At 64.0% G+C, this 21,171-nt stretch carries 17 protein-coding genes; 6 read left to right on the top strand and 11 right to left on the bottom strand.

The genetic code is table 11. The annotated features are described in order from the left end of the window. Positions 1-25 precede the first annotated feature (25 nt). Entirely contained in the window at positions 26-2,743 is a 2,718-nt protein-coding gene (locus AC3WUT_RS07505; RefSeq protein ID WP_492346447.1) for an IPTL-CTERM sorting domain-containing protein, read from the bottom strand. Positions 2,744-3,047: 304 nt separating this feature from the next. Here AC3WUT_RS07505 and AC3WUT_RS07500 point away from each other — a divergent pair, with 304 nt between their 5' ends. Then, positions 3,048-5,015, top strand: a complete 1,968-nt coding sequence (locus tag AC3WUT_RS07500) for a sensor histidine kinase (RefSeq protein WP_492346446.1) — start codon at positions 3,048-3,050, stop codon at positions 5,013-5,015. Next, on the top strand, positions 5,006-5,722 hold the full coding sequence (locus tag AC3WUT_RS07495) for a response regulator transcription factor (protein ID WP_492346445.1): 717 nt from the start codon (positions 5,006-5,008) through the stop codon (positions 5,720-5,722). The genes AC3WUT_RS07500 and AC3WUT_RS07495 overlap by 10 nt, the downstream gene beginning before the upstream one ends. Before the next feature lie 169 nt (positions 5,723-5,891). Here the strand turns inward: AC3WUT_RS07495 and AC3WUT_RS07490 are convergent, their stop codons facing one another. Further along, positions 5,892-6,659: an IclR family transcriptional regulator domain-containing protein gene (locus tag AC3WUT_RS07490; RefSeq protein WP_492346444.1), complete on the bottom strand. Its 768-nt coding sequence runs from the start codon at positions 6,657-6,659 to the stop codon at positions 5,892-5,894. 178 nt (positions 6,660-6,837) lie between these two features. Between AC3WUT_RS07490 and pobA the strand changes: the two genes are divergently transcribed. The 3 genes from pobA to AC3WUT_RS07475 all read left to right on the top strand — a co-directional run bounded on the left by pobA (position 6,838) and on the right by AC3WUT_RS07475 (position 10,172). Next, the gene (gene pobA, locus AC3WUT_RS07485; protein ID WP_492346443.1) at positions 6,838-8,022 is read left to right on the top strand and encodes a 4-hydroxybenzoate 3-monooxygenase; all 1,185 of its coding nucleotides are present in this window, start codon (positions 6,838-6,840) and stop codon (positions 8,020-8,022) included. An 80-nt stretch (positions 8,023-8,102) separates the two neighbouring features. Then, positions 8,103-9,257, top strand: a complete 1,155-nt coding sequence (locus AC3WUT_RS07480) for an ABC transporter substrate-binding protein (RefSeq protein ID WP_492346442.1) — start codon at positions 8,103-8,105, stop codon at positions 9,255-9,257. A gap of 27 nt (positions 9,258-9,284) precedes the next feature. After that, complete coding sequence (locus tag AC3WUT_RS07475) at positions 9,285-10,172, top strand: CoA transferase (RefSeq protein ID WP_492346441.1); 888 nt, start codon at positions 9,285-9,287, stop codon at positions 10,170-10,172. Positions 10,173-10,186: 14 nt separating this feature from the next. Here AC3WUT_RS07475 and AC3WUT_RS07470 read toward each other — a convergent pair whose 3' ends face one another. From AC3WUT_RS07470 to AC3WUT_RS07445, 6 genes are all read right to left on the bottom strand, one after another. After that, on the bottom strand, positions 10,187-11,455 hold the full coding sequence (locus tag AC3WUT_RS07470) for a class I SAM-dependent methyltransferase (RefSeq protein ID WP_492346440.1): 1,269 nt from the start codon (positions 11,453-11,455) through the stop codon (positions 10,187-10,189). 240 nt (positions 11,456-11,695) lie between these two features. Then, on the bottom strand, positions 11,696-12,730 hold the full coding sequence (locus AC3WUT_RS07465; RefSeq protein ID WP_492346439.1) for a TraB/GumN family protein: 1,035 nt from the start codon (positions 12,728-12,730) through the stop codon (positions 11,696-11,698). 74 nt (positions 12,731-12,804) lie between these two features. After that, the gene (locus tag AC3WUT_RS07460; RefSeq protein WP_492346438.1) at positions 12,805-14,064 is read right to left on the bottom strand and encodes an MFS transporter; all 1,260 of its coding nucleotides are present in this window, start codon (positions 14,062-14,064) and stop codon (positions 12,805-12,807) included. Between the two features lie 199 nt (positions 14,065-14,263). Continuing rightward, positions 14,264-16,693, bottom strand: a complete 2,430-nt coding sequence (locus AC3WUT_RS07455; RefSeq protein ID WP_492346437.1) for a YgiQ family radical SAM protein — start codon at positions 16,691-16,693, stop codon at positions 14,264-14,266. A gap of 77 nt (positions 16,694-16,770) precedes the next feature. Continuing rightward, positions 16,771-17,214, bottom strand: a complete 444-nt coding sequence (locus tag AC3WUT_RS07450; RefSeq protein ID WP_492346436.1) for a nuclear transport factor 2 family protein — start codon at positions 17,212-17,214, stop codon at positions 16,771-16,773. A gap of 161 nt (positions 17,215-17,375) precedes the next feature. Further along, positions 17,376-19,298 (bottom strand): B12-binding domain-containing radical SAM protein, encoded by a 1,923-nt coding sequence (locus AC3WUT_RS07445; RefSeq protein WP_492346435.1) that lies wholly within the window; start codon positions 19,296-19,298, stop codon positions 17,376-17,378. 206 nt (positions 19,299-19,504) lie between these two features. Here AC3WUT_RS07445 and AC3WUT_RS07440 point away from each other — a divergent pair, with 206 nt between their 5' ends. Beyond that, complete coding sequence (locus tag AC3WUT_RS07440; protein ID WP_492346434.1) at positions 19,505-20,176, top strand: ABC transporter ATP-binding protein; 672 nt, start codon at positions 19,505-19,507, stop codon at positions 20,174-20,176. Here the strand turns inward: AC3WUT_RS07440 and AC3WUT_RS07435 are convergent. The 3 genes from AC3WUT_RS07435 to AC3WUT_RS07425 form a co-directional block, all read right to left on the bottom strand. After that, entirely contained in the window at positions 20,163-20,288 is a 126-nt protein-coding gene (locus tag AC3WUT_RS07435) for a DUF3149 domain-containing protein (protein WP_492346433.1), read from the bottom strand. The genes AC3WUT_RS07440 and AC3WUT_RS07435 overlap by 14 nt on opposite strands. A gap of 69 nt (positions 20,289-20,357) precedes the next feature. After that, positions 20,358-20,735, bottom strand: a complete 378-nt coding sequence (locus tag AC3WUT_RS07430) for an XRE family transcriptional regulator (protein WP_492346432.1) — start codon at positions 20,733-20,735, stop codon at positions 20,358-20,360. Further along, the gene (locus tag AC3WUT_RS07425) at positions 20,716-21,099 is read right to left on the bottom strand and encodes a type II toxin-antitoxin system RelE/ParE family toxin (protein WP_492346431.1); all 384 of its coding nucleotides are present in this window, start codon (positions 21,097-21,099) and stop codon (positions 20,716-20,718) included. The genes AC3WUT_RS07430 and AC3WUT_RS07425 overlap by 20 nt, the downstream gene beginning before the upstream one ends. Positions 21,100-21,171: the final 72 nt, after the last annotated feature.

The raw sequence follows: 21,171 nt of genomic DNA, 5'->3' as shown, positions 1-21,171 counted from the left end.
TTCATGAAATGAGCAACAGCGTGCTTCAGTTTTTGCGACGGCGCAGTGTCAGCATCGACGCTGCAAATAGAAGAACGCCAAGCAATACCTGTCCCCACTCCGACAACGACGGAACACTATTGACATCGGCAACGCCGGATGTAGCACCCAGAGCCACCGGGTCGTCAATCACACCGTTCTGAGTCCAGTCGTTGTCGCCCCTCTGTCCATCCGTGAGTGTGTAAGTCACCGTGCCTGCAGCGGCATCGATGGTGGCCGGGTAGACGAACCATTTGTTGACATCACCCAGGCCGTTTTCTTTGCCATATTTGTAGAGTTGGGCCCCCGCCGGAATGCTGCTGAAGCGCAGTGTCACCGTGGCGCTGGTGCCCGGGGTGCCGCTGTCCAGGACCACCTTGGTGGCCCCTTGGGGAAAAGTCACGTTATTGGGCGGGGCGGCGGGCGGGGCGACAAAGCCCGAGTTGGCCGACCTGATCTGCCAGTTGTTGCTGGTGGCGGCCTGGATGGCGCCCACAGCGCCCCCCACCGCCACAGCACTGTAGGGGGCCGAGCAGACGCTGGCAGTGCCGCCGCCGCTGCCACTGCAACTCCACGACCAACTGCTGGAGCCAGCGCTCACGGCACCCGCCGTGCCCGCCGAGCACAGATTGGCAGCAGGCAGGTAGGCGCTGGCAACATTGGCTGCGCTGCCGCAGCTGGCGTTGACGAGGGGTGCGGCCGCCACGGCCACGGTAGAGCCTGTGCAGACCTCTGCACCTGCACTGGTGTTGCCCACCGCCGCCACCGGGGTCACGCAGAACCGCAGGACTTTGCCTTGGTCCGTGCTCACCGGGGTGTAGTTGCGGGCGGTGGCGCCGGGGATGGTGGTCTGGGTCCCTCCTCGGCCTCCCGCAGTAACCCACACCCAGCGGTAGGTACTTGTACCTTCGGCGTCGTCTTCGAAATCCCAGTAGCGGTAGCTGCCGGCCAAGGACTGGCCCACCTGCACGGTGCCGGTCACGGCGGGCGTGCCGCGGATTTCCGCCCGAGCATTGATGATCGATGTCCCCGTGATGACCATCGAAAGGTTCTTTGTCGCGGCAGGCGATGTAGCGTGCTTACGGAAGATCACCCGGTACTGGGTGTCGGCCACGGGGTTAGCGATGATCACCTGCTTGAAGTTCTGCCCCATGTCGTCAAAGAGCGACGTGGACAGGGTAGCGTTGTCAGTGCGGTGCGCCATGTCCGGGATCTTCCAGGGGCGGTAGGTATTGCCTGTCGCTAACTCGTAGACTTCGATGTCGAAGTTGTAGATGACCCGAGAGCTGGTGTCGTCCACCGGGTCGGCGGCCGTCTGCTCCGTGCCAGCGTCATCGTTCCAGGCCACATTGATCACCAAAGGCACTCCTCCCCCCCGGGCAATCACCGTCCGGTAGCAAGCCGCAGCCCCGTTGTTGTTGGGGTTGACGTCGAGCTCATCGATGACCGCCCCCCTCAGCTCAGAAGCCAAGTAATCTTTAGTGCAGCCGGAGGTTCCCTGGGGCGTGGTGCGCTGCTTGATGACCGAGGCGGCCTTCTGCACATCCAGCAGTCCCCAGCCGAATTGGTGATCGGGCCCGGGCCGCCCCAGATCCTCAGCGGTCCCAAACATCAGGGCCCGCAGGGTCTCTGAGCGCATGTAGAAGAGTTCGTAGCGGGCCCTGTAATACTGCTGCAGCAACAGCGCGCCTGCCGTGACGGCCGGCGTGGCATATGAGGTGCCACTGGAGGCGGCCCCGCTGCCGCTGTAGGACGTGTCGCTGGCGGCGGTGGCCGAGTTGATGCCGGTACCCCGTGCCACGATCTCGGGCTTGAGCCGGCCGTCATCGGTGGGCCCCCAGTTGCTGTAGTCCGACATGCTCTTGTCGGCGTTCACCGCGCCGACCGTCACCACGTTCTTGGCCGCACTGGCGCCCGTCATCAGGTCGTACCCGCCTTTGGTGGGGTTGCCGTTGCTTTGCTGTTCATTGCCTGCCGCCACAAACGGTTGGTAGTAGACCAGCGAGCTGATCACCTGGTCCCAGGTCCGCGATTCGCTGTCGTAGGCGCCGAACTGCCAAACCGGGATGGTGTTGTCGTTGGCGTAGCCGTAGGAATGGTTGGATACCACCATCATGTTCACGCTCAGGCCGGCCGCGTACATCTCGGTGGTGTCATTGTCTGAATCCCAGTTGCGTGAGCTTGCGCTGTAGGCAATGCCTTGGGCACTGGCACCATCGCCGCTCAGACCAGCTTTGCCAATGATGGTCCCGGTCACATGGGTGGCATGGTTGCGCGCCGAATCGGTGGTGCTGCCCAATTGGTTGGCCTCGATGGTGACCTTGCCGGCCAACAGCTCGTGCGTTGCTCGAGGCACCCCAGGCTCCCAGACGTCAGCCACCATGTTCTGGCCCGTGATGTTCACACCGAGGCTGCCGCCCGGATAGAGCGAATCGGCCTTGATGAGTTGGCCAGATTCCACGTTGCTGCGGGCACCTACGCTGCTCCCCTTGCTCTTGATGTAGATGGGCTGGCCATCGGCGCCGATGCGCACGATGCGGTACAGCACCCCGTCGCGGATCACTTCGCGCTGAACCTCTGGATGAGCCGCCAGATACCGGGCAACCGCCGCTTCTTGTGCCTCATAGCGGCGTTGCAACTCGACGGCCAGGTCAGGGCTCGTGCTGCCCTGGGCCTGGGCAAGCCCCATGTTGACAGTGCACAGCATCGAGGCAGCCAAAGCCACGGCTGTCCATGTTCCATGGGCCTTGTGCCATGAGTGATGTGAACGAAAGCAATGGGCGGAATCAGTGTTCATGCGGGCTAAGGGCCAAGGTCTCTTCCGTTAACATCGCGCTCCCAAGACCATCCACTGGATTGGACTGAAAGGGCTGCCGCTCAGTTGCAGGTCAAGGGTGCCGTGGCGTTTTACGTTATTGAATTCACGCCGTTTGTAACCATCGAGATCCGAGAAAGTTTGCGTTTTATTGCAACGTCTTCGGACCTCTACCGTTCGCCATTTGCCATCCCCAAAGGAGCTGGGTTCGCGTATGTCATTTGCCTTCGGCGCCCTGAACGTCCAGCCTTTTCTAAAAGCATGTCTTGCCCGTGTAGCGCCTTGGCTGGCACTGCTGATACTTCTGGTGGCATGGCCTGCGCTCACCCACGCTGCGCAAAGCGATCAGGTCGAGGTACAGCGAGCCATATGGACCGATCCCACCGGCGAGGCTCGCTTCGAGGACGTGATGCAGCAGCCCTTCCAGCCCGCGCCCGCCATCGTGTCCCGCGGCTATAAAGCAGGTGCCACCTGGTTGAGGGTGATCGTCCCCCCCTCTGCCGCAGAGTCTTTGTGGGTCACGATCCAGCCCATGTACCTTGACGATATCCAGCTCTACAGCCGACGTCGGGAAGCAGATGGGCGTTTGGGAGACTGGACAATCAGAAGAACAGGCGACCGCTTCCCGTTCCAAAGCCGAGAGCTGCCCACTCTGAACTACAGCCTGACTCTGGACACCTCTTTGAGCGAGTCCACCGTCTTTTATGTGCGCTTGACCACCACCAGCACTCACGCGCTGTATGTGACAGTCCGAACCCAGAACAGGGCACTCGAGTTTGAAGGAAGAACGCTGCTTTGGCTGGGTGTGTACCTGGGTGTCGTGCTTGTGCTGGCCTGGATGTCCACGCTGCGCCTCATCATCACACGCGACCTTCTATGGGCTCTCAATCTGGCATTCCAGATGGGCACATTGATCCTCACCTTGTTCTACTTGGGACTTGCCTCCAAGTACCTGATGCCCGACGCTCCCCAGGGCGTGGATGCATGGATGTCCACAGTCTTGTGCGGGCACCTTTTCGTAGGCCTGATCTACTACACGGTATTCGTCAAAAACTTTGGCGCCCCTCGCTGGGCGGTGCTGCTATATGCCTGCTGCACGCTGGCGTTTCCCGTGCAACTGTTGTGGATCTGGCATGGGCATGAACAGGCCCGATTGGCCATGAGCTTGAACTCGAATATGCTACTGGTGAGTACGATCTTGGGCTCCGTGGTGGCATGTGTTTTCAAGATCCAGGACCAACGGCTGCGCTGGATGATCCGCATCCTTTATCTAACTCAGACGCTCTACCTGATGTTCTTTGTGCTGCCCTTGCTCGGCTTGATGCCAATGACCATCTGGCATTTGTACCCGGCATTGTTGATTAACCTGTTCGGATCGGTCTCTCAACACTTGGTGCTGACACGACGCGATCAACTTGACATCGAGGCCAAGCGGCGACTGAAGAGTGAAGTGGCTGCCGCACAGTTGACGTTACGGGCAAAACAAGAGCAGTTGGCGGCCAGCACGAGCTTTTTGAGCATGCTGCTGCATGAGCTAAAAAACCCGCTGGCATCGATTCGGCTTGCGGTATTGAACCTGCTTCGTCAGACAACGCCCCACTCCCCCGACCAATTGAAACGCCTCGACCACATTCAGGCAGCTGTACAGGGCATGGACAGGGTATTGGACCGCTGCCGTCAGGTGGACAGGATCGAATCTGGAGGCTGGTCCGTACAACGGGTCGAATTCGATGCGCTGGCTATCGTGGTCGAGCTGATAGCGCTCCAAGACCAGGGACGCAGGGTGGAGATCACCGCTCCGAGTTCCCTGCCAGTGTTTCTGGACGAGCAAGGGTTTCAGATCGTGGTCGCCAACCTTCTGGATAACGCTTTGGGCTATTCACCTGCGGGCTCAAAAGTGAGTCTTCAACTGCAGGTGGCTCTTCAGGACGGTGCTCCAGGCAGGCAGTTGCTGCTGAGAATAGGCAACACAGTCGGCAAGGCTGGCCCGCCCGATCCGAAGAAGCTGTTCGAAAAATACTACCGTGCCGAAGGCGCCCATCAACGCACGGGCTCAGGGCTGGGCCTGTACCTCGTCAAAAGCCTTGTCGAACTCAAGGGCGGCACGATCAGTCACTCGATGTCGCCGTTGCCTGACGGTGGTGATCAAGTCATTTTCGAGGTCCGGCTGCCATGCGATTAAAAGAGGCTGTTGATTTGAGTGGTTCTTTGGAAATCATTGTGGTCGAGGACCATGACCTGGTCCGCGAAGAATTAGTGGCCTTCTTGCAGTCCCCAGGTGTCAACGTGCGGGGAGCCGATGACGCCAAGGCTCTCGAAGCGCTGCTGAAGCAACGCCCGGCTGATGTGTTGATCGTTGACCTGAACTTGCCCATCGAAGATGGATTGAGCATCTGCCGCAGGATGCGGCACTCTTTTCCAGAGATGGGTCTGGTCATGCTGACCGCGAGGACCTTGTCAACCGACAAAGCCGCAGGGTATCAAAACGGCGCTGATGTGTATCTGACCAAGCCAGCCAACCTGGATGAACTGGAGGCCGCTGTCGCCAATTTGGCGCGCCGCATCAGGAGACGGGTCGCCAACGGCTTGCAGCTGGACATGCCAAAACAGCGGTTGACTCTCCCGTCAGGCACTGTCGTTCAGTTAACGCTGCTCGAATCGCGTCTACTTTACGAGTTGGCATCTGCGCCCGAGCGCATGCTCAGCACCGCCGTGCTGATTCAGCGCCTGTGCCCCAGTCGGGACACGAATCGGCTAGGGGAGAACCTGCCGGTGACCATCAGCCGACTTCGTCAAAAGATGACCTCTGACTATGTCGGGCCCGACGTCATCAAGGCGGTGCGAGGGTTTGGGTACAAGCTGACGGTCGCGGCCACCATCAGAACTTGAGTCGCACAGATTTCGATCTGTCGGTGGGGTTCTTCAGGGTGATTGCGGCCCCCCATTCAACGAACGCGTTGTTGTTGGTGCCACTGCCCCAATTCGCTGCAGGCTCCAGATACATGCTGCGCAGCACGGGAGGCCAGAGCGCAGTGCCATCAGGCTTGGCCAACAGGTCTTACAACAGCGCCCTCACCTCCCGCGCCGCCTCCTGCAACAGCGGCAGCAAAGTCTGATGCAGGGTCTCGGGCGGATGCGCCTGGGGTGAGGCCACCACGTTCAGGGCAGCCACGGTGCCGCCCTGCATGTTGCGCAAGGGCACGGCCAGGGCCAGCACGCCCAGTTCGTGCTCTTCGGTGGCGAGGCAGAAATCGTCTTCGCGCACCTGGCGCAACAGCTTGCGCAAGGCCGTGGGCTGCACCGTGGTCTGGGGGGTCAGGCGCGCCAGGGTACGGTCTTTGAGCCAGGCACTCAGCTCGGCCGGTGCCAGCGCCGCCAGCAGCACCCGGCCAGTGGAGGTGGCATGGGCCGGCAAGCGCGCGCCCAGGTGCAGGCCATAGGCCAGCAGACGGGTTGGCGAGCCATACACCCCGCTGCGCGCCACGATGACCACCTCGTCGCCCTCCAGCACCACGGCCGAGAACGACTGCTGGGTCTGCGCGGCCAGGCGGTTCAGCGTGGGCTGCATCACGCGTGGCAGCCGGGCCGAGGCCAGGTAGCTGCCCGAAAAGCGCAGCACCTTGGGGGCCAGCCAGAAATAGCTGCCATCGCTTTCCAGATAGCCCAGGTGCTCCAGGGTCAGCAGGTGGCGGCGCGCCGCGGCGCGGGTGATGCCGGCGCGCTGGGCAGCCAGCGTGGCATTCAGGCGCTGGCGCTCGGTGTCGAAGCTCTCCAGCACGGCCATGCCTTTGGCCATGCCTTCGATGAAATCTGCTTTGGCAATCATGGGGGGACGGCGGCCACACGGAGGCCACAGGTTGATTCAGATCAATGTTGCGCGATCATCGCACAAACTGCTCATTGATCGCACAAAGCCATGCCGCCAGCCCTACCCGGGGCAGACACAGACTTTTACGCTTGCGGACAACCCATCACCCACCACCGAGATCCCCAAGGAGACCCTCATGCGTACCCAAGTCGCCATCATCGGCGCCGGCCCCTCCGGCCTGCTGCTCGGTCAACTGCTGCACAAGGCCGGCATTGACAACGTCATCGTTGAGCGCCAAAGCGGCGACTACGTGCTCAGCCGCATCCGTGCCGGTGTGCTCGAACAGATCACCATGGACCTGCTGGAGCAGGCCGGCGTGGCCCAGCGTGCCCATGCCGAGGGCTTGCCCCACCACGGCATCGAGTTGCTGTTCAAGGGCGAGCGCCACCGCATCGACATGCACAAGCTCACCGGCGGCAAGCAGGTGATGGTCTATGGCCAGACCGAGGTCACCCGCGACCTGATGGAAGCCCGTGCTGCTGCCGGCCTGAGCACCGTGTACGAAGCCAGCCAGGTCAGCCTGCATGATTTCGATGGCACCCAGCCGCGCGTGCGCTATGTGAAGGACGGCGTGACGCACGAGATCGAGTGCGATTTCATTGCCGGCTGCGACGGCTACCACGGCGTGTCGCGGGCCAGCGTGCCGGCCGGCGCGATCCATGAGTACGAGAAGGTCTACCCCTTTGGCTGGCTGGGTGTGCTGGCCGATGTGCCCCCGGTGTCCGACGAGCTGATCTACGCCAACACACCGCGCGGCTTTGCCCTGTGCAGCATGCGCAGCCACACCCGCAGCCGCTACTACCTGCAGGTGCCCTCCGAAGACAAGGTGGAGAACTGGACCGACGCCCTGTTCTGGGAAGAGTTGGCCCGCCGCCTGGACCCGGCCGCCCGCGAACGCCTGGTGACGGGCCCGTCCCTGGAAATGAGCATCGCCCCGCTGCGCAGCTTTGTGGCCGAGCCGATGCGCTTTGGCCGCCTGTTCCTGGCGGGCGACGCCGCGCACATCGTGCCCCCCACCGGCGCCAAGGGCCTGAACCTCGCCGCCTCCGACGTGGGTTACCTGTCGGGCGCGCTGATCGAGCACTACCGCGAGCACAGCGCCGCCGGCATCGACCATTACTCGGCCCGCTGTCTGAGCCGCATCTGGAAGGCCGAGCGCTTCTCGTGGTGGTTCACCTCGCTGATGCACCGTTTCCCCGAGACCGGCGAGTTCGGCCAGAAGATCCAGGAAGCCGAACTCGACTACCTGATCCACTCCGAGGCCGCCTCGACCTCGCTGGCCGAAAACTACGTGGGCCTGCCCATGGTTCATTCGAACTGAAGCGGGCTCAAAGCGACCGGCGCCTGGATCTGACAGTCAGCCGGTATAGTTCACTCCGATAGCAATTCGGAGACAACAACATGCGCCTTGACCTGCCCACCGCAGGCCGGGTTGCGCGCCGCTGGCTGCCTGTGGCAGCCTGGCTGGCGTGCAGCCTGTTCACCACCGCCCAGGCCGCCGACGACATCGTGGTGGCCCAGATCGGCCCCTTCACCGGCCTGCCCTCGCCCGATGCGCCCGACATCAACACGGGCGCCAAGGCCTACTTCGAGCAGATCAACCGCGGCGGCGGCATCAACGGCCGCAAGATCACGCTGTTCACCCTGGACGACCGATTTACCGCCGACGGCTTCAAGGCGGCCCTGCCCCAGGCGCTGGAGCGCAAGCCCGTGGCCTTGCTGACGCCCATCGGATCGGCGGCCCTGAGCGCGGTAGTGCGTGAGAACCTGCTGGACAACGCCAATCTCATCGTGGTCAACGCCGTGCCCGGGGCCGACGTGCTGCGCAAGCCCGGCCATGCCCGGCTGTTCCATGTGCGGGCCAGCGACCGCGACCAATACGCCCGCATGCTTGAGCATGGGCGCACCCTGGGCGTGAGCACGGTGCACGTGCTGCATCAAGACCTGCCCATTGGCGTGCAAGGCTTGGCGGCGATCAAAGAGCTGGCCCCAGGCTTTGGCTACAAGACCATCGAAGGCAGCCAGGCCCAGCACAACGACGACAGCCTGAAAATCGCCGCCCAAGCCACTCAGGCTGCGGCGCCTCAGTCCGTGATCGTGATCGGTTCGCCAAAATTCATGGCCGATGCCGTCAAGCAGCTGCGCGAGGCCGGCTACGGACGATCCATCATGGCCTTGTCTTACCTGTCGGCCCCTTTGCTGGTCAAGGTGGCGGGCGAGGCGGCTTCCCGCGGTGTGGGCATCGCGCAAACCTTTCCCAATCCCAATGGCCGCGGCCTGCCCCTGCAGGCCGAGTTCCAGGCCACGATGGCCCGCTATGCGCCTGAGGCCAAGCCCTACACCGCCTTCCAGCTGGAGGGATACCTGAGCGCACGCGTGCTGGTCGAAGCCTTGCGGCGCGCCAAGGGCAACCACCCCGAAGCCCTGGCCGACGCCCTGCACGCCGCGGGCGAGCTGGACTTCGGCGGCTTCAGGGTCAACTTCAGCAAAGGCAATACCGGCAGCCAATGGGTCGAAATGAGCGTGGTGGATGCCACCGGCAAGCTGCGGTATTGATGGCCGACATTTGGGAGACACACATCCATGAGCCAGACAAACACCAACACCTTGCAAGGCACGCGCATTCTCAGCCTGGCCTTGAACCTGCCCGGCCCAGCCGCGCTGATGCGTTGCCGCGACATGGGGGCCAGCTGCACCAAACTCGAGCCCCCGCCTCGCCACGGCGTGCCCGCCGATCCCATGGGAGCTTACAACCCCGAGGCCTACCAGACCATGCACGCGGGCCTGCGCACCCTGCATGCCGACCTCAAAACCCCCGAAGGGCAGGCCACGCTGCATGCCGAGCTGGCCAGCACCGATGTGTTGATCACCTCGTTTCGCCCCTCGGCCCTGCGCAAGCTGGGCCTGGCCTGGCCCGAGTTGCAGGCGCGCTACCCTCGACTGTCGCTGGTCGAGATCGTGGGGGCGCCCGGTGAGCGAGCCGAAGAGCCCGGCCACGACCTGACCTACCTGGCCGAGGCCGGTCTGGTGCCCAGCCTCGAGCTGCCCCCCACCCTGTTTGCCGACATGGCCGGTGCCTTGCAGGCCAGCGAGGCCGTGCTGCAATGCCTGCTCCAGCGGATGCACAGCGGCATCGGCAGTCGGCGTGAAGTGGCCTTGAGCCAGGCCGCCGCCTGGCTGGCCCTGCCCCGTCATTGGGGCCTGACCCGCCCTGAGGGGGCCGTGGGGGGAGCCCACGCCGGCTACCGGGTCTACCGCTGTCTTGATGGTCGGGTGGCGCTGGCGGCGCTCGAGCCCCACTTTGCCCAATCGCTGTGCCGCGCGGCCGGCATCGACGCCGCTGACTTGAAAGCCATGTTGACCCCCGAGGTGCACCGCGCTGTCGCTGCCTTCGTCGGCAGCCAGACCCGCGACCAACTGGAACGCCTGGCGGTAGAACAGGACGTGCCGCTGTACACACTGGCCGACTGAGCGCGCCTGAGTTCTCAGGCCTCGTACATGTAGGCACGGTTGAACGGGTAGCTCGAACGGGCCCCAACCAGGGGCTCGTCGGCCAAGCCCGGCGCGGGCCGGATGGCCAGCACCTGGTGCAGGGCGATCCAGCCCTGTTCAAAAGCCAGCGCCGAGCCCGCCAGGTAAAGCCGGTAGGCGCGCAAGGTGCGCTCGACCTGCTCACCCGCGAGTGAGCCGCCCAGCACCTCGCGCGCCTCGTCCAGCCGTGCCTCCAGGCCGTCAGACCAGGCCCACAGGGTTTTGGCGTAATGGGGGCGCAGGTTCTCGGTGTCCACCATCTCAAGCCCAGCGCGGGCTGCATCTCGCAAAACCGTGCTGACGTGCACCAGTTCACCCCCTGGAAAGATGTACTTTTCGATGAACTCGCCCATGCCGGCCCCCAGTTGCAGGTTGTCGGTCCCCCCGGCCGTGATGCCGTGGTTCAGGACCAGGCCGCCCGGGCGCACCCGTCGGGCCACTTGGACAAAGTAGTCCGGCAATTGAGCTCGTCCCACATGCTCGAACATGCCCACGGAAGCCACTTTGTCAAAGGTTTCCTCTGCCGGCAGTTCGCGGTAGTCGCACAGCAGCACCTGCACACGCGAGCCCAGCCCCAGGGCGTCGATGCGGGCCTGCACATGGGCTTGCTGGTGGCGCGAGAGCGTGATGCCGGTGGCCAGCACGCCGTGCTGCTGGGCCGCCCACAACAGCAAGCCGCCCCAGCCACAACCGATGTCCAGGAAACGCTCGCCCGGCCGCAGTTGCAGCTTGCGACAGATCAGTGCCAGCTTGGCTTCCTGCGCCTCGGCCAGACTCAGGTCGGCACGGCGGTAGTAGGCGCAAGAGTAGACGCGCCGCGGGTCCAGCCACAGCGCAAAAAATGCATCCGACAGGTCATAGTGGAACTGGATCTGGGCCCGATCCCGACTCAACGTGTGGGCTGCAGCCGACTGCCAACGCTGCATCAGGCGACGAGACAGGCCCGCCGAGGCGACGTCCGACGGGTTATGGCGCAGCAGGTCGGCTGCCACACGCATCACCTCGCGCATGCTGCCCTGCACACGGATGCGGCCCTCCACAATCGCCTGGCCCACCATGCCGATGCGGCCCAGCGCCAGGTCGATCAAACTGCGTGAATCTTCCAAGCACAGGGCCACTGGCGCATCGGCAGGCCCCAGGCACTCCCCGGAGGGCAATTGCAGCATCAGGGGCGTCGACAACGCACTCAGGCGATCCTGGATCAGGCGCAGCCACTTGTTCATAACAGGCCTCCGTCAAACACGGCTGCCTCCAGGGCCGGGCGCAGCCCGCCGCCCTGCCATCAGGTGGCGGACTCACCCCGGGCCCGGCGACAGGCGCATGGTGATACCTGACATTGATTCTAGGCCGGGCTTAAAAATTTTGCCCAGAACCAGTAATTCCCGCCCACTCGTCAACAGGACAATCCCTGATCAGATACCCCATGCCATCACGGACGCCAACCAGGGTTGGGGCCGGCAGCCTCAGCGCAGGCGCTCCACTTGGTAGCCGCGCTGCTCCAGCAGCTTGGGCAGGCCGGTCGGGCCCACCATGTGCAGGGAACCCACGGCGGCAAACACCTTCTTGCCGTCGCTGTGCAGGCCGTCCACGCGGTCGGCCAGGGCCGGGTTGCGGTCATCCATCAGCTTCTTCATCTGGCTGCGGTCCTGCGGCGTCTTGAGGCAGTCGCACCAGTCGGCGTAGTGCTCCAGTGCATCCAGGTCGCCCTGCTCCCAGATCTGGGCCACACGCGACAGCAGGCGCCGGGTCTGCCCACGTTCGATCTCGGTCAGGGTGCGGTTGACCAGGTTGGCCGCCTCGGCATCGTTGCTGCCCAGCAGCACCGCCAACTGGCCGGAGGCCGACTCCAGCGACACCACCGGACGGTCGGTGCTGCGCGCCAGCACGGCCAGCATGATCTCGGTGCCAAAGCTGGGCTGCAGGCCATCGCGACGGCCCGCCAAAAAGGTCAGACTGAGGGCCTGGATCTCGGGCGGGGCCGAGCCCAGGGCGGCCTCGGGCAGGCATTCCGCCAGCCAGCGGGTCTTGAGGCGAGCCTGCAACTCGGCCGGCAGGTTGCGCTTCACGCCTTGGATGACGGTGGCCATTTCACGCTGGATGGCCGGGTCCAGTGGGTTGATCTCGATGCCCGTCACCTCGGTATCGCTCAGTGCCTGCTGGATCTTGGGGCCCGGGGCCATCCAATCGGCCTTGCCGGCATGGAAGGTACCGTACAGATAGGAGCTGTGGTCACCCTTGGTGATCTTCCAGAGAAAACCACGGTCGGCAGCATGTTCAGCGGCCTGGCTGAACAGTTCCGGAGAGAAAGGTGCCGGCAGCGGCGGGCAACTGGCTGGCGCCTTGGCCGCCTTGGCCTCAGCCGGCTTGGGGGCGGCGTGGGGATGGGCGGGCTTGGTCGCCGCCCAGGCCACACTGCTCAACAGGCACAGGCCCACCAGGGCCCAGCGACGGCAGGCCAGACCCGCAGCGGTCGACGACCGAGGCGAAAGAGAAGACATGGAAATGTTCATGCCCGGAATGTTGCCACGACTTGAGGTGGCCGCCTGCGCGTCACCTCAACTTTGCCGCGCGCTCACGACAAGGCCAGGCGGCGCGCGATGCGTTGCGACAGCAGCAAACCCACCAGGCAGCAGCCCCCCGTGACAGCCCAGGTCCATTGCCAGCCTCCGGCCAGGCCGGCCACCCAGCCCACCAACGGTGGGCCGGCAAATTGCCCCAAGGCAGAGCATTGGGTCATCCAGCCAACGGTGGTCGAGATGGCGTTCTCACGCGGAGCCAGGCGCACGGCCAAAGAAAAAAGGCTGCCAGGGATCAACCCCCCCATCATCGAAAAGCCCAGCAAGGCCGCATAGCGCAGTGCCGCAGGCAAGGGCCAGAAGGCCTCGAAGGTAAGCCAGGCACCCACGGCCATGCTGGCAAAGCCCCAGGTCAGCACCCTGGCGGCAGGCACGCCACGCTGCAACAGGGCCCCGGCGGCCAGATTGCCCACAATGTTGGCCGCCGCAGCCAAGGCCGTGAGCATGGCCGTCAAGCCCACCCCCAGATCAGAAGACGCATAGATCGAGGGCAAAAACCCCATGACGGCCTGCCACTGCGAGGCATAGAAGGCAAAGGTCAGCGCGACCAGCCACGGCCCCGCACTGGACAAGGTCAGCCGCAGCACGCCCAAACCCTGCATCAACCCGGGCCGGCTTGCTTTTGGCGGGGTGGCACCCAATCCAGCGGCCGGCCCTGCCCAACGCGCCCGGGTGGCGTCCGAGGGCACCCAGACCAGGGCGGCCACAGCCATCGCCGCCGACACCGCGGCCATCAGCCACCACCACTGCGGCCACCCCATCAGGGGCAGCAGCAGCGGCCCCCCCAACAAAGCCAAGGCGGTGGCCAGCGGCATGCAGATACCGAACACACCCAGCATGAAAGGCAGATCGTGGGCACTGACCAACTGGCGAATCAAGCCCGCACAAGGCATGAAGACGAGCAGGAACCCAACACCCTCCAGCGCTCGAAGGAACAGCATGAAGCCGGCTTCATGCACGGCGGGGCCCAAGGTGCTGGAAGCCACCAGCAGCCCCAGGCCGATCAAAAGGCAACGACGCAAGCCCCATTGGTCAGCAAACAGGCCCAACAAGGCGCCCAGCAACATAGAAGCCATTTGCACCGCCGACAGCAAAAAGCCCGCCTGCAACAGCGACAAGCCCAATTCGGCACGCAACAAGGGAATGGCGGGCGCCAGCTTGGCCACATGCAGGGCCGCCGAGACGCCTGCAGCCACCACCAGCAAAGCCGCTCGTCGGCCATCAGAGCGTTTGCCCTGGTCATTTTTGGAAGTCATCACCGACGTCAAAGCTCACCTCGCTCGCGCCGGCAGGGCTCGGCCGAGAGGGCCGACAAACTCGGTCGCAAAGCTGACGTCCAGGGAGCGTCTGCGCCGCGACCCCGGGACTACCGGCAACAGGCAGGCGCCAGCGTAGCGGCGCAGGCGGCCGCCCTGGTTTCAAATTCCGGCGGACTGATACAAGGCCGCAAGCGCCTCAGCGTGGCCCCTTGCGGCCGGCTTTGGGTTTGCCGACACCTGTGCCGGCGCGGGGCGGCAGGCCGGTGTGCTGGGTCAGGATGCGGCCTTTGACGGGTGCCACCGGTGCGGCGGGTGCGGCGCCCTGCCCCAGCGCTGGCCCGCGGGCGCCACGGGGTGCGCCGACGGCAGGCACGGCCTTGCCAGTGGGCCGAGCCGGGGCCTGCGTCGAGTTTTTGCGGCGGGCACTCTGGTAACTGCCGTCTGTCAGCGGCTGGAAGGTCGGGATCAGGTGTTGCTTGCCGTTACCAATGAGGTCGGCCCGGCCCATGGCCTTGAGTGCCTCACGCAACAGCGGCCAATTGTTGGGATCGTGGTAGCGCAAAAAGGCCTTGTGCAGGCGACGGCGCTTTTCACCGCGCACGATGTCGACCGACTCGCTGTCGGGCGTGATCTTGCGCAGCGGGTTGCGGCCGCTGTGGTACATGGCCGTGGCACTGGCCATGGGGCTGGGGTAGAAGGTCTGCACCTGGTCAGCACGAAAGCCGTTGCGCTTGAGCCATAGCGCCAAGTTCATCATGTCCTCGTCGCTGGTGCCCGGGTGGGCGGCGATGAAGTAAGGGATCAGGAACTGCTTCTTGCCCACTTCTTCAGAGAACTTGTCGAACATCTGCTTGAAGCGGTCATAGCTGCCAATGCCCGGCTTCATCATCTTGGTCAGCGGGCCCTGCTCGGTGTGCTCGGGGGCGATCTTGAGGTAGCCCCCCACATGGTGCTGCACCAGCTCGCGCACGTACTCGGGGCTCTTCACCGCCAGGTCGTAGCGCAGGCCCGAGCCGATCAGGATCTTCTTGATGCCTTTCAGAGCCCGCGCGCGGCGGTAGATCTTGATCAGCGGATCGTGGCTGGTGTTGAGGTTCTGACAGATGTCCGGAAACACACAGCTGGGCTTGCGGCAGGCGGCCTCGATCTCGGGCGTCTTGCAGCCAATGCGGTACATGTTGGCGGTGGGACCGCCCAGATCGGAGATCACGCCGGTGAAGCCCTTGACCTTGTCGCGGATCTCCTCCACCTCGCGAATGATCGAGTCCTCGGAGCGGCTCTGGATGATCCGGCCCTCGTGCTCGGTGATTGAGCAGAAAGTGCAGCCACCAAAACAGCCGCGCATGATGTTCACGCTGAAGCGGATCATCTCCCAGGCCGGGATCTTGGTGGTGCCGTCATGGCTGCCGTTTTCATCGGCGTAGGCCGGGTGCGGGCTGCGCGCATAGGGCAGGTCGAACACCAGATCCATTTCGGCCGTGGTCAGTGGGATGGGGGGCGGGTTGATCCACACGTCACGCGCGGTCACGCCCTCGCCATGGGCTTGCACCAGGGCGCGGGCGTTGCCTGGGTTGGTCTCAAGGTGCAGCACCCGGTTGGCGTGGGCGTACAGCACCGGGTCGCTCTTGACCTGCTCGTACGAGGGCAGGCGGATCACACTGCGCTCGCGCGGTGGCACCTTGACGCGGCCCTGCAGGGCCGGGTTGGGCACGAAGGTCAGCGGTTTGGTGGTGGGCACGTGGCTCCCGGCCCGGGCTTCAGCGTCGCTGGCCACGGCCTGGGCCTCGTCTTCACGGGCGCAGGTGGCGCCCTGTTCGCGCGCCTGGTCCGAGATCATCAGATAAGGGTTGACGTGGGCTTCGACACGGCCCGGCGTGTCGATGCGGGTGGAGTCGATCTCGAACCACCCCTCAGACGACTCGTCGCCACTGCGCCGGATGAAGGCGGTGCCCCGCACGTCGGTGATCTTTTCGATTGGCTCGCGGGCAGCCAGTCGGTGCGCCACCTCGACGATGGCCCGCTCGGCGTTGCCGTACAGCAGCAGGTCGCACTTGGCATCGACCACGATGGAACGGCGCACCTTGTCGCTCCAGTAATCGTAGTGGGCGATGCGGCGCAGCGAGCCCTCGATGCCCCCGAGCACGATGGGCACATCCTTGTAGGCCTCTCGGCAGCGCTGGCTGTACACGATGGCGGCGCGGTCGGGGCGCTTTCCGCCCACGTCGCCGGGGGTGTAGGCGTCGTCGGAACGGATTTTTCGATCGGCCGTGTAGCGGTTGATCATCGAATCCATGTTGCCCGCGGTCACCCCGAAGAACAGATTGGGCTTGCCCAGCACCCGGAAGGGGTCGGCACTTTGCCAGTCAGGCTGGGCAATGATGCCCACGCGAAAGCCCTGAGCCTCCAGCATGCGACCGATCACCGACATGCCAAAGCTCGGGTGATCCACATAGGCATCGCCGGTGACGACGATGATGTCGCAGCTGTCCCAGCCCAGCTTGTCCATTTCCGCACGGCTCATCGGCAGGAACGGCGCCGTGCCGAAGCGGGCCGCCCAGAACTTGCGGTAGCTGTTCAGCGGTTTGGCGGCGCGCGCGAAAAAGGAAACGTCGACGGGGGCGTTCATGGGGGGCTTCTTGGGGATAACCCTCCATTTTACGGGTGTGCACCCCATGAACGGTTTTGTCAGTACCCCCAGAAGGGCTAATGGACCGAACGCCCCAGGATGCGCCGCGGCACGGCGGCCAGCTCAGGCACGGGGTAAGTGCTTTCGTACACCTTGATCTGGGTGATCTGCCCGGCCAGTACCGTGAAGTGAAAAGCAAAGTCGACCCGCATCAACTCGTTGTTGGCATTGAGCCGGGTCTCCAGCTCGCCGGTGGCGATGGCGTGGCAGCCCTCGGCCAGCACCTGCTTCACGGTGAAGCGCTGTGGCGTGGCGCGTCGACGGTGCTGGGTGATGAAGTCGGCCACCTGCTCGCGCCGCTGTGCGGGCCCACTCCAGGGGATGACCAGCGAATTGTGCGGGATGTCCCAGACCATTTCAGGCGCCAGCAGGGCCGCAAAGCCCTCGGCGGCCTCACCGGCCTTCACCTGCTCGAAATAAAGCTGCACCACGGCACGGGTCTGCTCGGTGAGCGTTCCCATCGACAAGACGGTCGGACAATTCTGGAGGATCGACATGGCAACAAACACCCCGCGCAAGGACAGGCAAACTTGCCTGCTGAAATGATTTGAAAATCATTGTCGCAGAATAAATCAAATTTAATTTGATAAATTAGCTTGCTTACCCATGCAAATTCGGCCCCTCAGTCCCAATGGGTCTGGGCCAGGGCCCTGGCAATGGTCTGCCGCTTGACTGTCGGTTTGGGTACATGGAAGTCAAACCAATTGCGCACATCCTGGTCCAGCCCAATGCCATGCATGTAGTTGTAAATGGCCTTGCGCAAACCCTCGCCCAGGGCGTCGTGGTCCACCCCGGTCGGGTCGCGGAACGCGATGTCGTTGCGGGCAAACTGGCCCGGTGGCAGCGGTACCAGGCTGATGCCGTAGTCCTGCGGGTTCTGGCCCACGGGCGAATGCACCGTGCACACGAAGCGGTGCCAGAAGCCCGACTGGATGCAGCCGTTCTCGAACAGCTGACGCACGTACTCCAGCGCATCCACGGTGTCCTGCACCGTCTGGGTCGGAAAGCCATACATCAGGTAGGCGTGCACCAGGATGCCTGCGTCGGTCAGGCTGCGCGTCACCCGGGCCACCTGCTCCACCGACACGCCTTTTTTCATCAGCTTGAGCAGACGGTCAGAGGCCACCTCCAGGCCGCCGGAAATGGCAATGCAGCCGCTGTCAGCCAGTTGCTGGCACAGCTCGGGGGTGAAGGACTTTTCGAAACGGATGTTGCCCCACCACGAGATCGAGGTGCCGCGGCGCTGCAACTCTTGCGCGAGTGCCTTGAGCGACTTGGGCGGCGCCGCCTCGTCAACAAAATGAAAACCAGTCTGGCCGGTCTCGGCAACGATGGCCTCGATTCGGTCCACCAGGGTGGCTGCGCTGGCCGTCTCATAGCGCGAGATGTAGTCCAGGCTGACATCGCAGAAACTGCACTTCTTCCAATAGCAGCCATGGGCCACAGTCAACTTGTTCCAGCGGCCATCGCTCCACAGCCGATGCATGGGGTTGAGCATGTCCAGCAGCGACAGGTAGCGGTGGATCGGCAGGCCGTCCCAGGTGGGTGTGCCCACGTTTTCAAACGGCACCTCAGGCTGCTCCAGGTGCTGCCATTGCACCTGTCCTGTGGCCGCATCGCGCACAAAAGTGCGCACCAGGCGCTGACGCGAACGGCGCCCCTGCAGATGCTCCAGCAAAGCCAGCAAGGGGCTCTCGCCAGCGTCCAGAGTGACGTAATCAAAGTAGTCGAACACCCGGGGCTCGGCCAGCTCGCGCAGCTCGGTGTTGACGAACCCGCCGCCCAACACCGTGACCAGACCCGGGTGGCGCGCCTTGATGGCCTGCGCCACCCGGAAAGCCCCGTAAACCGCCCCCGGGAAAGGCACTGACACCAGCACCACCGTGGGTTCGTGGCGCGCCACGGCTTGCAGGGCCAGCTCGCACAAGGTCTCGTCCACCAGGTTGCGCGGCGCCGCCAGAGCCTCGGCCAGCGGGTCAAACGTGGGTTGCGCGGCAGCCAGTGACTCGGCATAGCGCACAAATTCGAAGCGCGGGTCCACCGCATCGCGCAGAACGTCGGCCAAATCGTTCAGGTACAGCGTGGCCAGATGGCGGGCGCGGTCTTGCTGCCCCAGCGCGCCAAAGGCCCAGGCCAGCGGGTCTTCGCCCTCCTCGGCCAGGTACACCTCCAGGGATTCAAAACGCGGGCCCTCGGGCAAGAACTGCCGCCCGGCAATGCGGTGCGCCAGACTCAGATCACGCCCTTGCAGAAAGCCGATGGTGGGCTCCAGCGTGGCCAGGTAACGGTCGAATTGATCCAGAAACAAATTGACCCGAGCGCTGCGTTGCGCCTCTGGGCCGGCCTCGATCACGGCCCGGACCTCGCGCAGCCCCGCAGCCGAGAACAGCTTGAGCACCAGCGCCAGCGCCAGATCCTCCTGTCGCGCATCCAGCCCCTGGGCGCGCAAAAAGCCAGTGAGGTAGGCCGTGGAAGGGTAAGGCGTGTTGAGCTGCGTCATCGGCGGGATGACGGACAGGATGCGGACAGCGGCGGCAGACGACATGGAGACAGGCAAGGCAGAAAGGCAGGCAGGTAGGGCGGGCCGGTGTGGCGATAGCCCTGGAACGCCCCGAAAATGACCCGGCGGCCGCCCAGAACGGACGCCGGTTGATGCGATGATCATAGGCGCAGGCGCCGGGTGGATGGATCGATGAGGTCGATCCCCCTACAGGCCCGGCCCTTGTGCCCTCATTACATCCCCGCCCCACCATGGCCCTCACACCCTCGCCCGTGCTGCAGATCGAGCAGCTCTGCTTTGACTACCCGGCCCACAAGGGCCAGCCTGCCGTTCCGGTGCTGCGAGGTTTCTGCGCCAGCCTGCCCGCCGGGGTGACCTGGGTGAGTGGCGACGAGAGCTGTGGCAAGACCACCTTGCTGCATCTGCTGGCTGGCGAATTGCGCCCGCAGTCAGGCGAACTGAGCTTGCGCTGTGGGTCAACCCCCCTGACACCCGCCGCTGCAGCCTGGTCAGCCGAGGTGGCCTGGTGCGATCTGCGGGGTGCAGCAGACGATCCGCTCTACCCAGCCGACTGCTTTGCCCGACTGAAAAAACGCCACCCACATTTCGATGCCGCACTGCTGAGCGCAATGATCGAGGGCCTGGATCTGCACCCCCACCTCGACAAGGCCTTGTACATGCTGTCCACCGGCACCCGCCGCAAGGTGGCGCTGGCCGGTGTGTTGGCCAGCGGAGCCACGCTCATGCTGCTGGACGATCCCTTTGCCGCACTGGACAAGGGATCGATCGACTTCCTGCTCAGCCACCTAGCACACCAGGCCCAGTCGGCCGCCGGGCGGGCCTGGGTGCTGGCCGCCTACGTGGCGCCGCGCGGCGTGCCGCTGGCCACCCACCTTGATCTGGACGCGCTCAAGAGCCCTTGATCTTGTTCAGGAACAGGCGCAGAAAAAACACCCCCATGCACAGCATGAACACGATGCCGCCCAGGCTCATGAGGCCGTAGTCGGTCGAAATCAGGTCTTGAAAAGCCTTCATGGGAACACCCTTTCTTGGATTGGATGCCTCCACTGTCGGCGTCGGCAGGCCCCCTGCCCTTGCGAATTCTCAAGGCTGGCCGGGGGGCTTGAGCGAGGGCTGATGAAGATCAAGGAAACCGGGGTCTGCCGCGCATCCTGGTTCGGACAACATCGGGTTCAGAGTCACATCGCCGTCAGGAAATGAGGCCACCAGCTTCAACTCACCTCCCAAAGCCCGGATGTACTCACGCAGCGTGCTGACATGCATGTCATTGCGACGTTCTAGCTTGGAGATGGCGGCCTGTTCAATGCCCATCGCCGTACCCACATCCGACTGGGTCATTTGACGTGCCTGCCTCACGGCCTGCAGTTGCATGTCCACCCACATGGCCTCGGCCCGCGCCGCGGCGCGGGCCTGAGCCTCCGGGGACATCCTGGAGCGCAATTCACTGAATTTTCCGGCCATGGGTCAGCCCTTCCTTCCGCAATGCTTCGAGGTGCGCCTGATACAGCCGATCTGCCACAGGAACTTGCTCGCGGTACCAACGATCGTCACCCGTTTTGTCACCCCCCAACAGCAGGATGGCGCTGCGTCGCGGGTCGAACGCATAGAGAATTCGCAACGGGCGCCCCTGATGCTGCACACGCAGTTCCCGGAGATGAGGAAATCTGGAGCCCGCCACCCCAGAACTGTGTGGAAAGCCCAATTGAGGCCCCAGTTGCTCCAGCAAGCGCACCGACGCGTCAATGGATTCCTGGGCAGCCTCTGTCAGCAAACCCCACCACTGCCCGAACTCGTCGGTGTATTCCACGTCCCAGCGCTGAGTCATTATTCCTCCAGAGGACTTTTTTCTCAAGCTCAACCTGGAGGCATCAGAACAATCGCTCCGGGGCTTGCATGC

The sequence above is a fragment of the Curvibacter sp. EU05-FHT14A10 genome, from assembly GCF_058791075.1.
This window is presented reverse-complemented; position numbering and strand designations above follow the sequence as displayed.

What these genes read in the sequence shown, in the direction of transcription:
- AC3WUT_RS07495 (WP_492346445.1), top strand. Translation starts at nt 5,006, where the DNA reads ATGCGATTAAAAGAGGCTGTTGATTTGAGTGGTTCTTTGGAAATCATT.
- AC3WUT_RS07490 (WP_492346444.1), bottom strand. Translation starts at nt 6,659, where the DNA reads ATGATTGCCAAAGCAGATTTCATCGAAGGCATGGCCAAAGGCATGGCC.
- AC3WUT_RS07450 (WP_492346436.1), bottom strand. Translation starts at nt 17,214, where the DNA reads ATGGGAACGCTCACCGAGCAGACCCGTGCCGTGGTGCAGCTTTATTTC.
- AC3WUT_RS07475 (WP_492346441.1), top strand. Translation starts at nt 9,285, where the DNA reads ATGAGCCAGACAAACACCAACACCTTGCAAGGCACGCGCATTCTCAGC.
- AC3WUT_RS07470 (WP_492346440.1), bottom strand. Translation starts at nt 11,455, where the DNA reads ATGAACAAGTGGCTGCGCCTGATCCAGGATCGCCTGAGTGCGTTGTCG.
- AC3WUT_RS07465 (WP_492346439.1), bottom strand. Translation starts at nt 12,730, where the DNA reads ATGTCTTCTCTTTCGCCTCGGTCGTCGACCGCTGCGGGTCTGGCCTGC.
- AC3WUT_RS07440 (WP_492346434.1), top strand. Translation starts at nt 19,505, where the DNA reads ATGGCCCTCACACCCTCGCCCGTGCTGCAGATCGAGCAGCTCTGCTTT.
- pobA (WP_492346443.1), top strand. Translation starts at nt 6,838, where the DNA reads ATGCGTACCCAAGTCGCCATCATCGGCGCCGGCCCCTCCGGCCTGCTG.
- AC3WUT_RS07425 (WP_492346431.1), bottom strand. Translation starts at nt 21,099, where the DNA reads ATGACTCAGCGCTGGGACGTGGAATACACCGACGAGTTCGGGCAGTGG.
- AC3WUT_RS07455 (WP_492346437.1), bottom strand. Translation starts at nt 16,693, where the DNA reads ATGAACGCCCCCGTCGACGTTTCCTTTTTCGCGCGCGCCGCCAAACCG.
- AC3WUT_RS07460 (WP_492346438.1), bottom strand. Translation starts at nt 14,064, where the DNA reads ATGACTTCCAAAAATGACCAGGGCAAACGCTCTGATGGCCGACGAGCG.
- AC3WUT_RS07430 (WP_492346432.1), bottom strand. Translation starts at nt 20,735, where the DNA reads ATGGCCGGAAAATTCAGTGAATTGCGCTCCAGGATGTCCCCGGAGGCT.
- AC3WUT_RS07480 (WP_492346442.1), top strand. Translation starts at nt 8,103, where the DNA reads ATGCGCCTTGACCTGCCCACCGCAGGCCGGGTTGCGCGCCGCTGGCTG.
- AC3WUT_RS07500 (WP_492346446.1), top strand. Translation starts at nt 3,048, where the DNA reads ATGTCATTTGCCTTCGGCGCCCTGAACGTCCAGCCTTTTCTAAAAGCA.
- AC3WUT_RS07435 (WP_492346433.1), bottom strand. Translation starts at nt 20,288, where the DNA reads ATGAAGGCTTTTCAAGACCTGATTTCGACCGACTACGGCCTCATGAGC.
- AC3WUT_RS07445 (WP_492346435.1), bottom strand. Translation starts at nt 19,298, where the DNA reads ATGTCGTCTGCCGCCGCTGTCCGCATCCTGTCCGTCATCCCGCCGATG.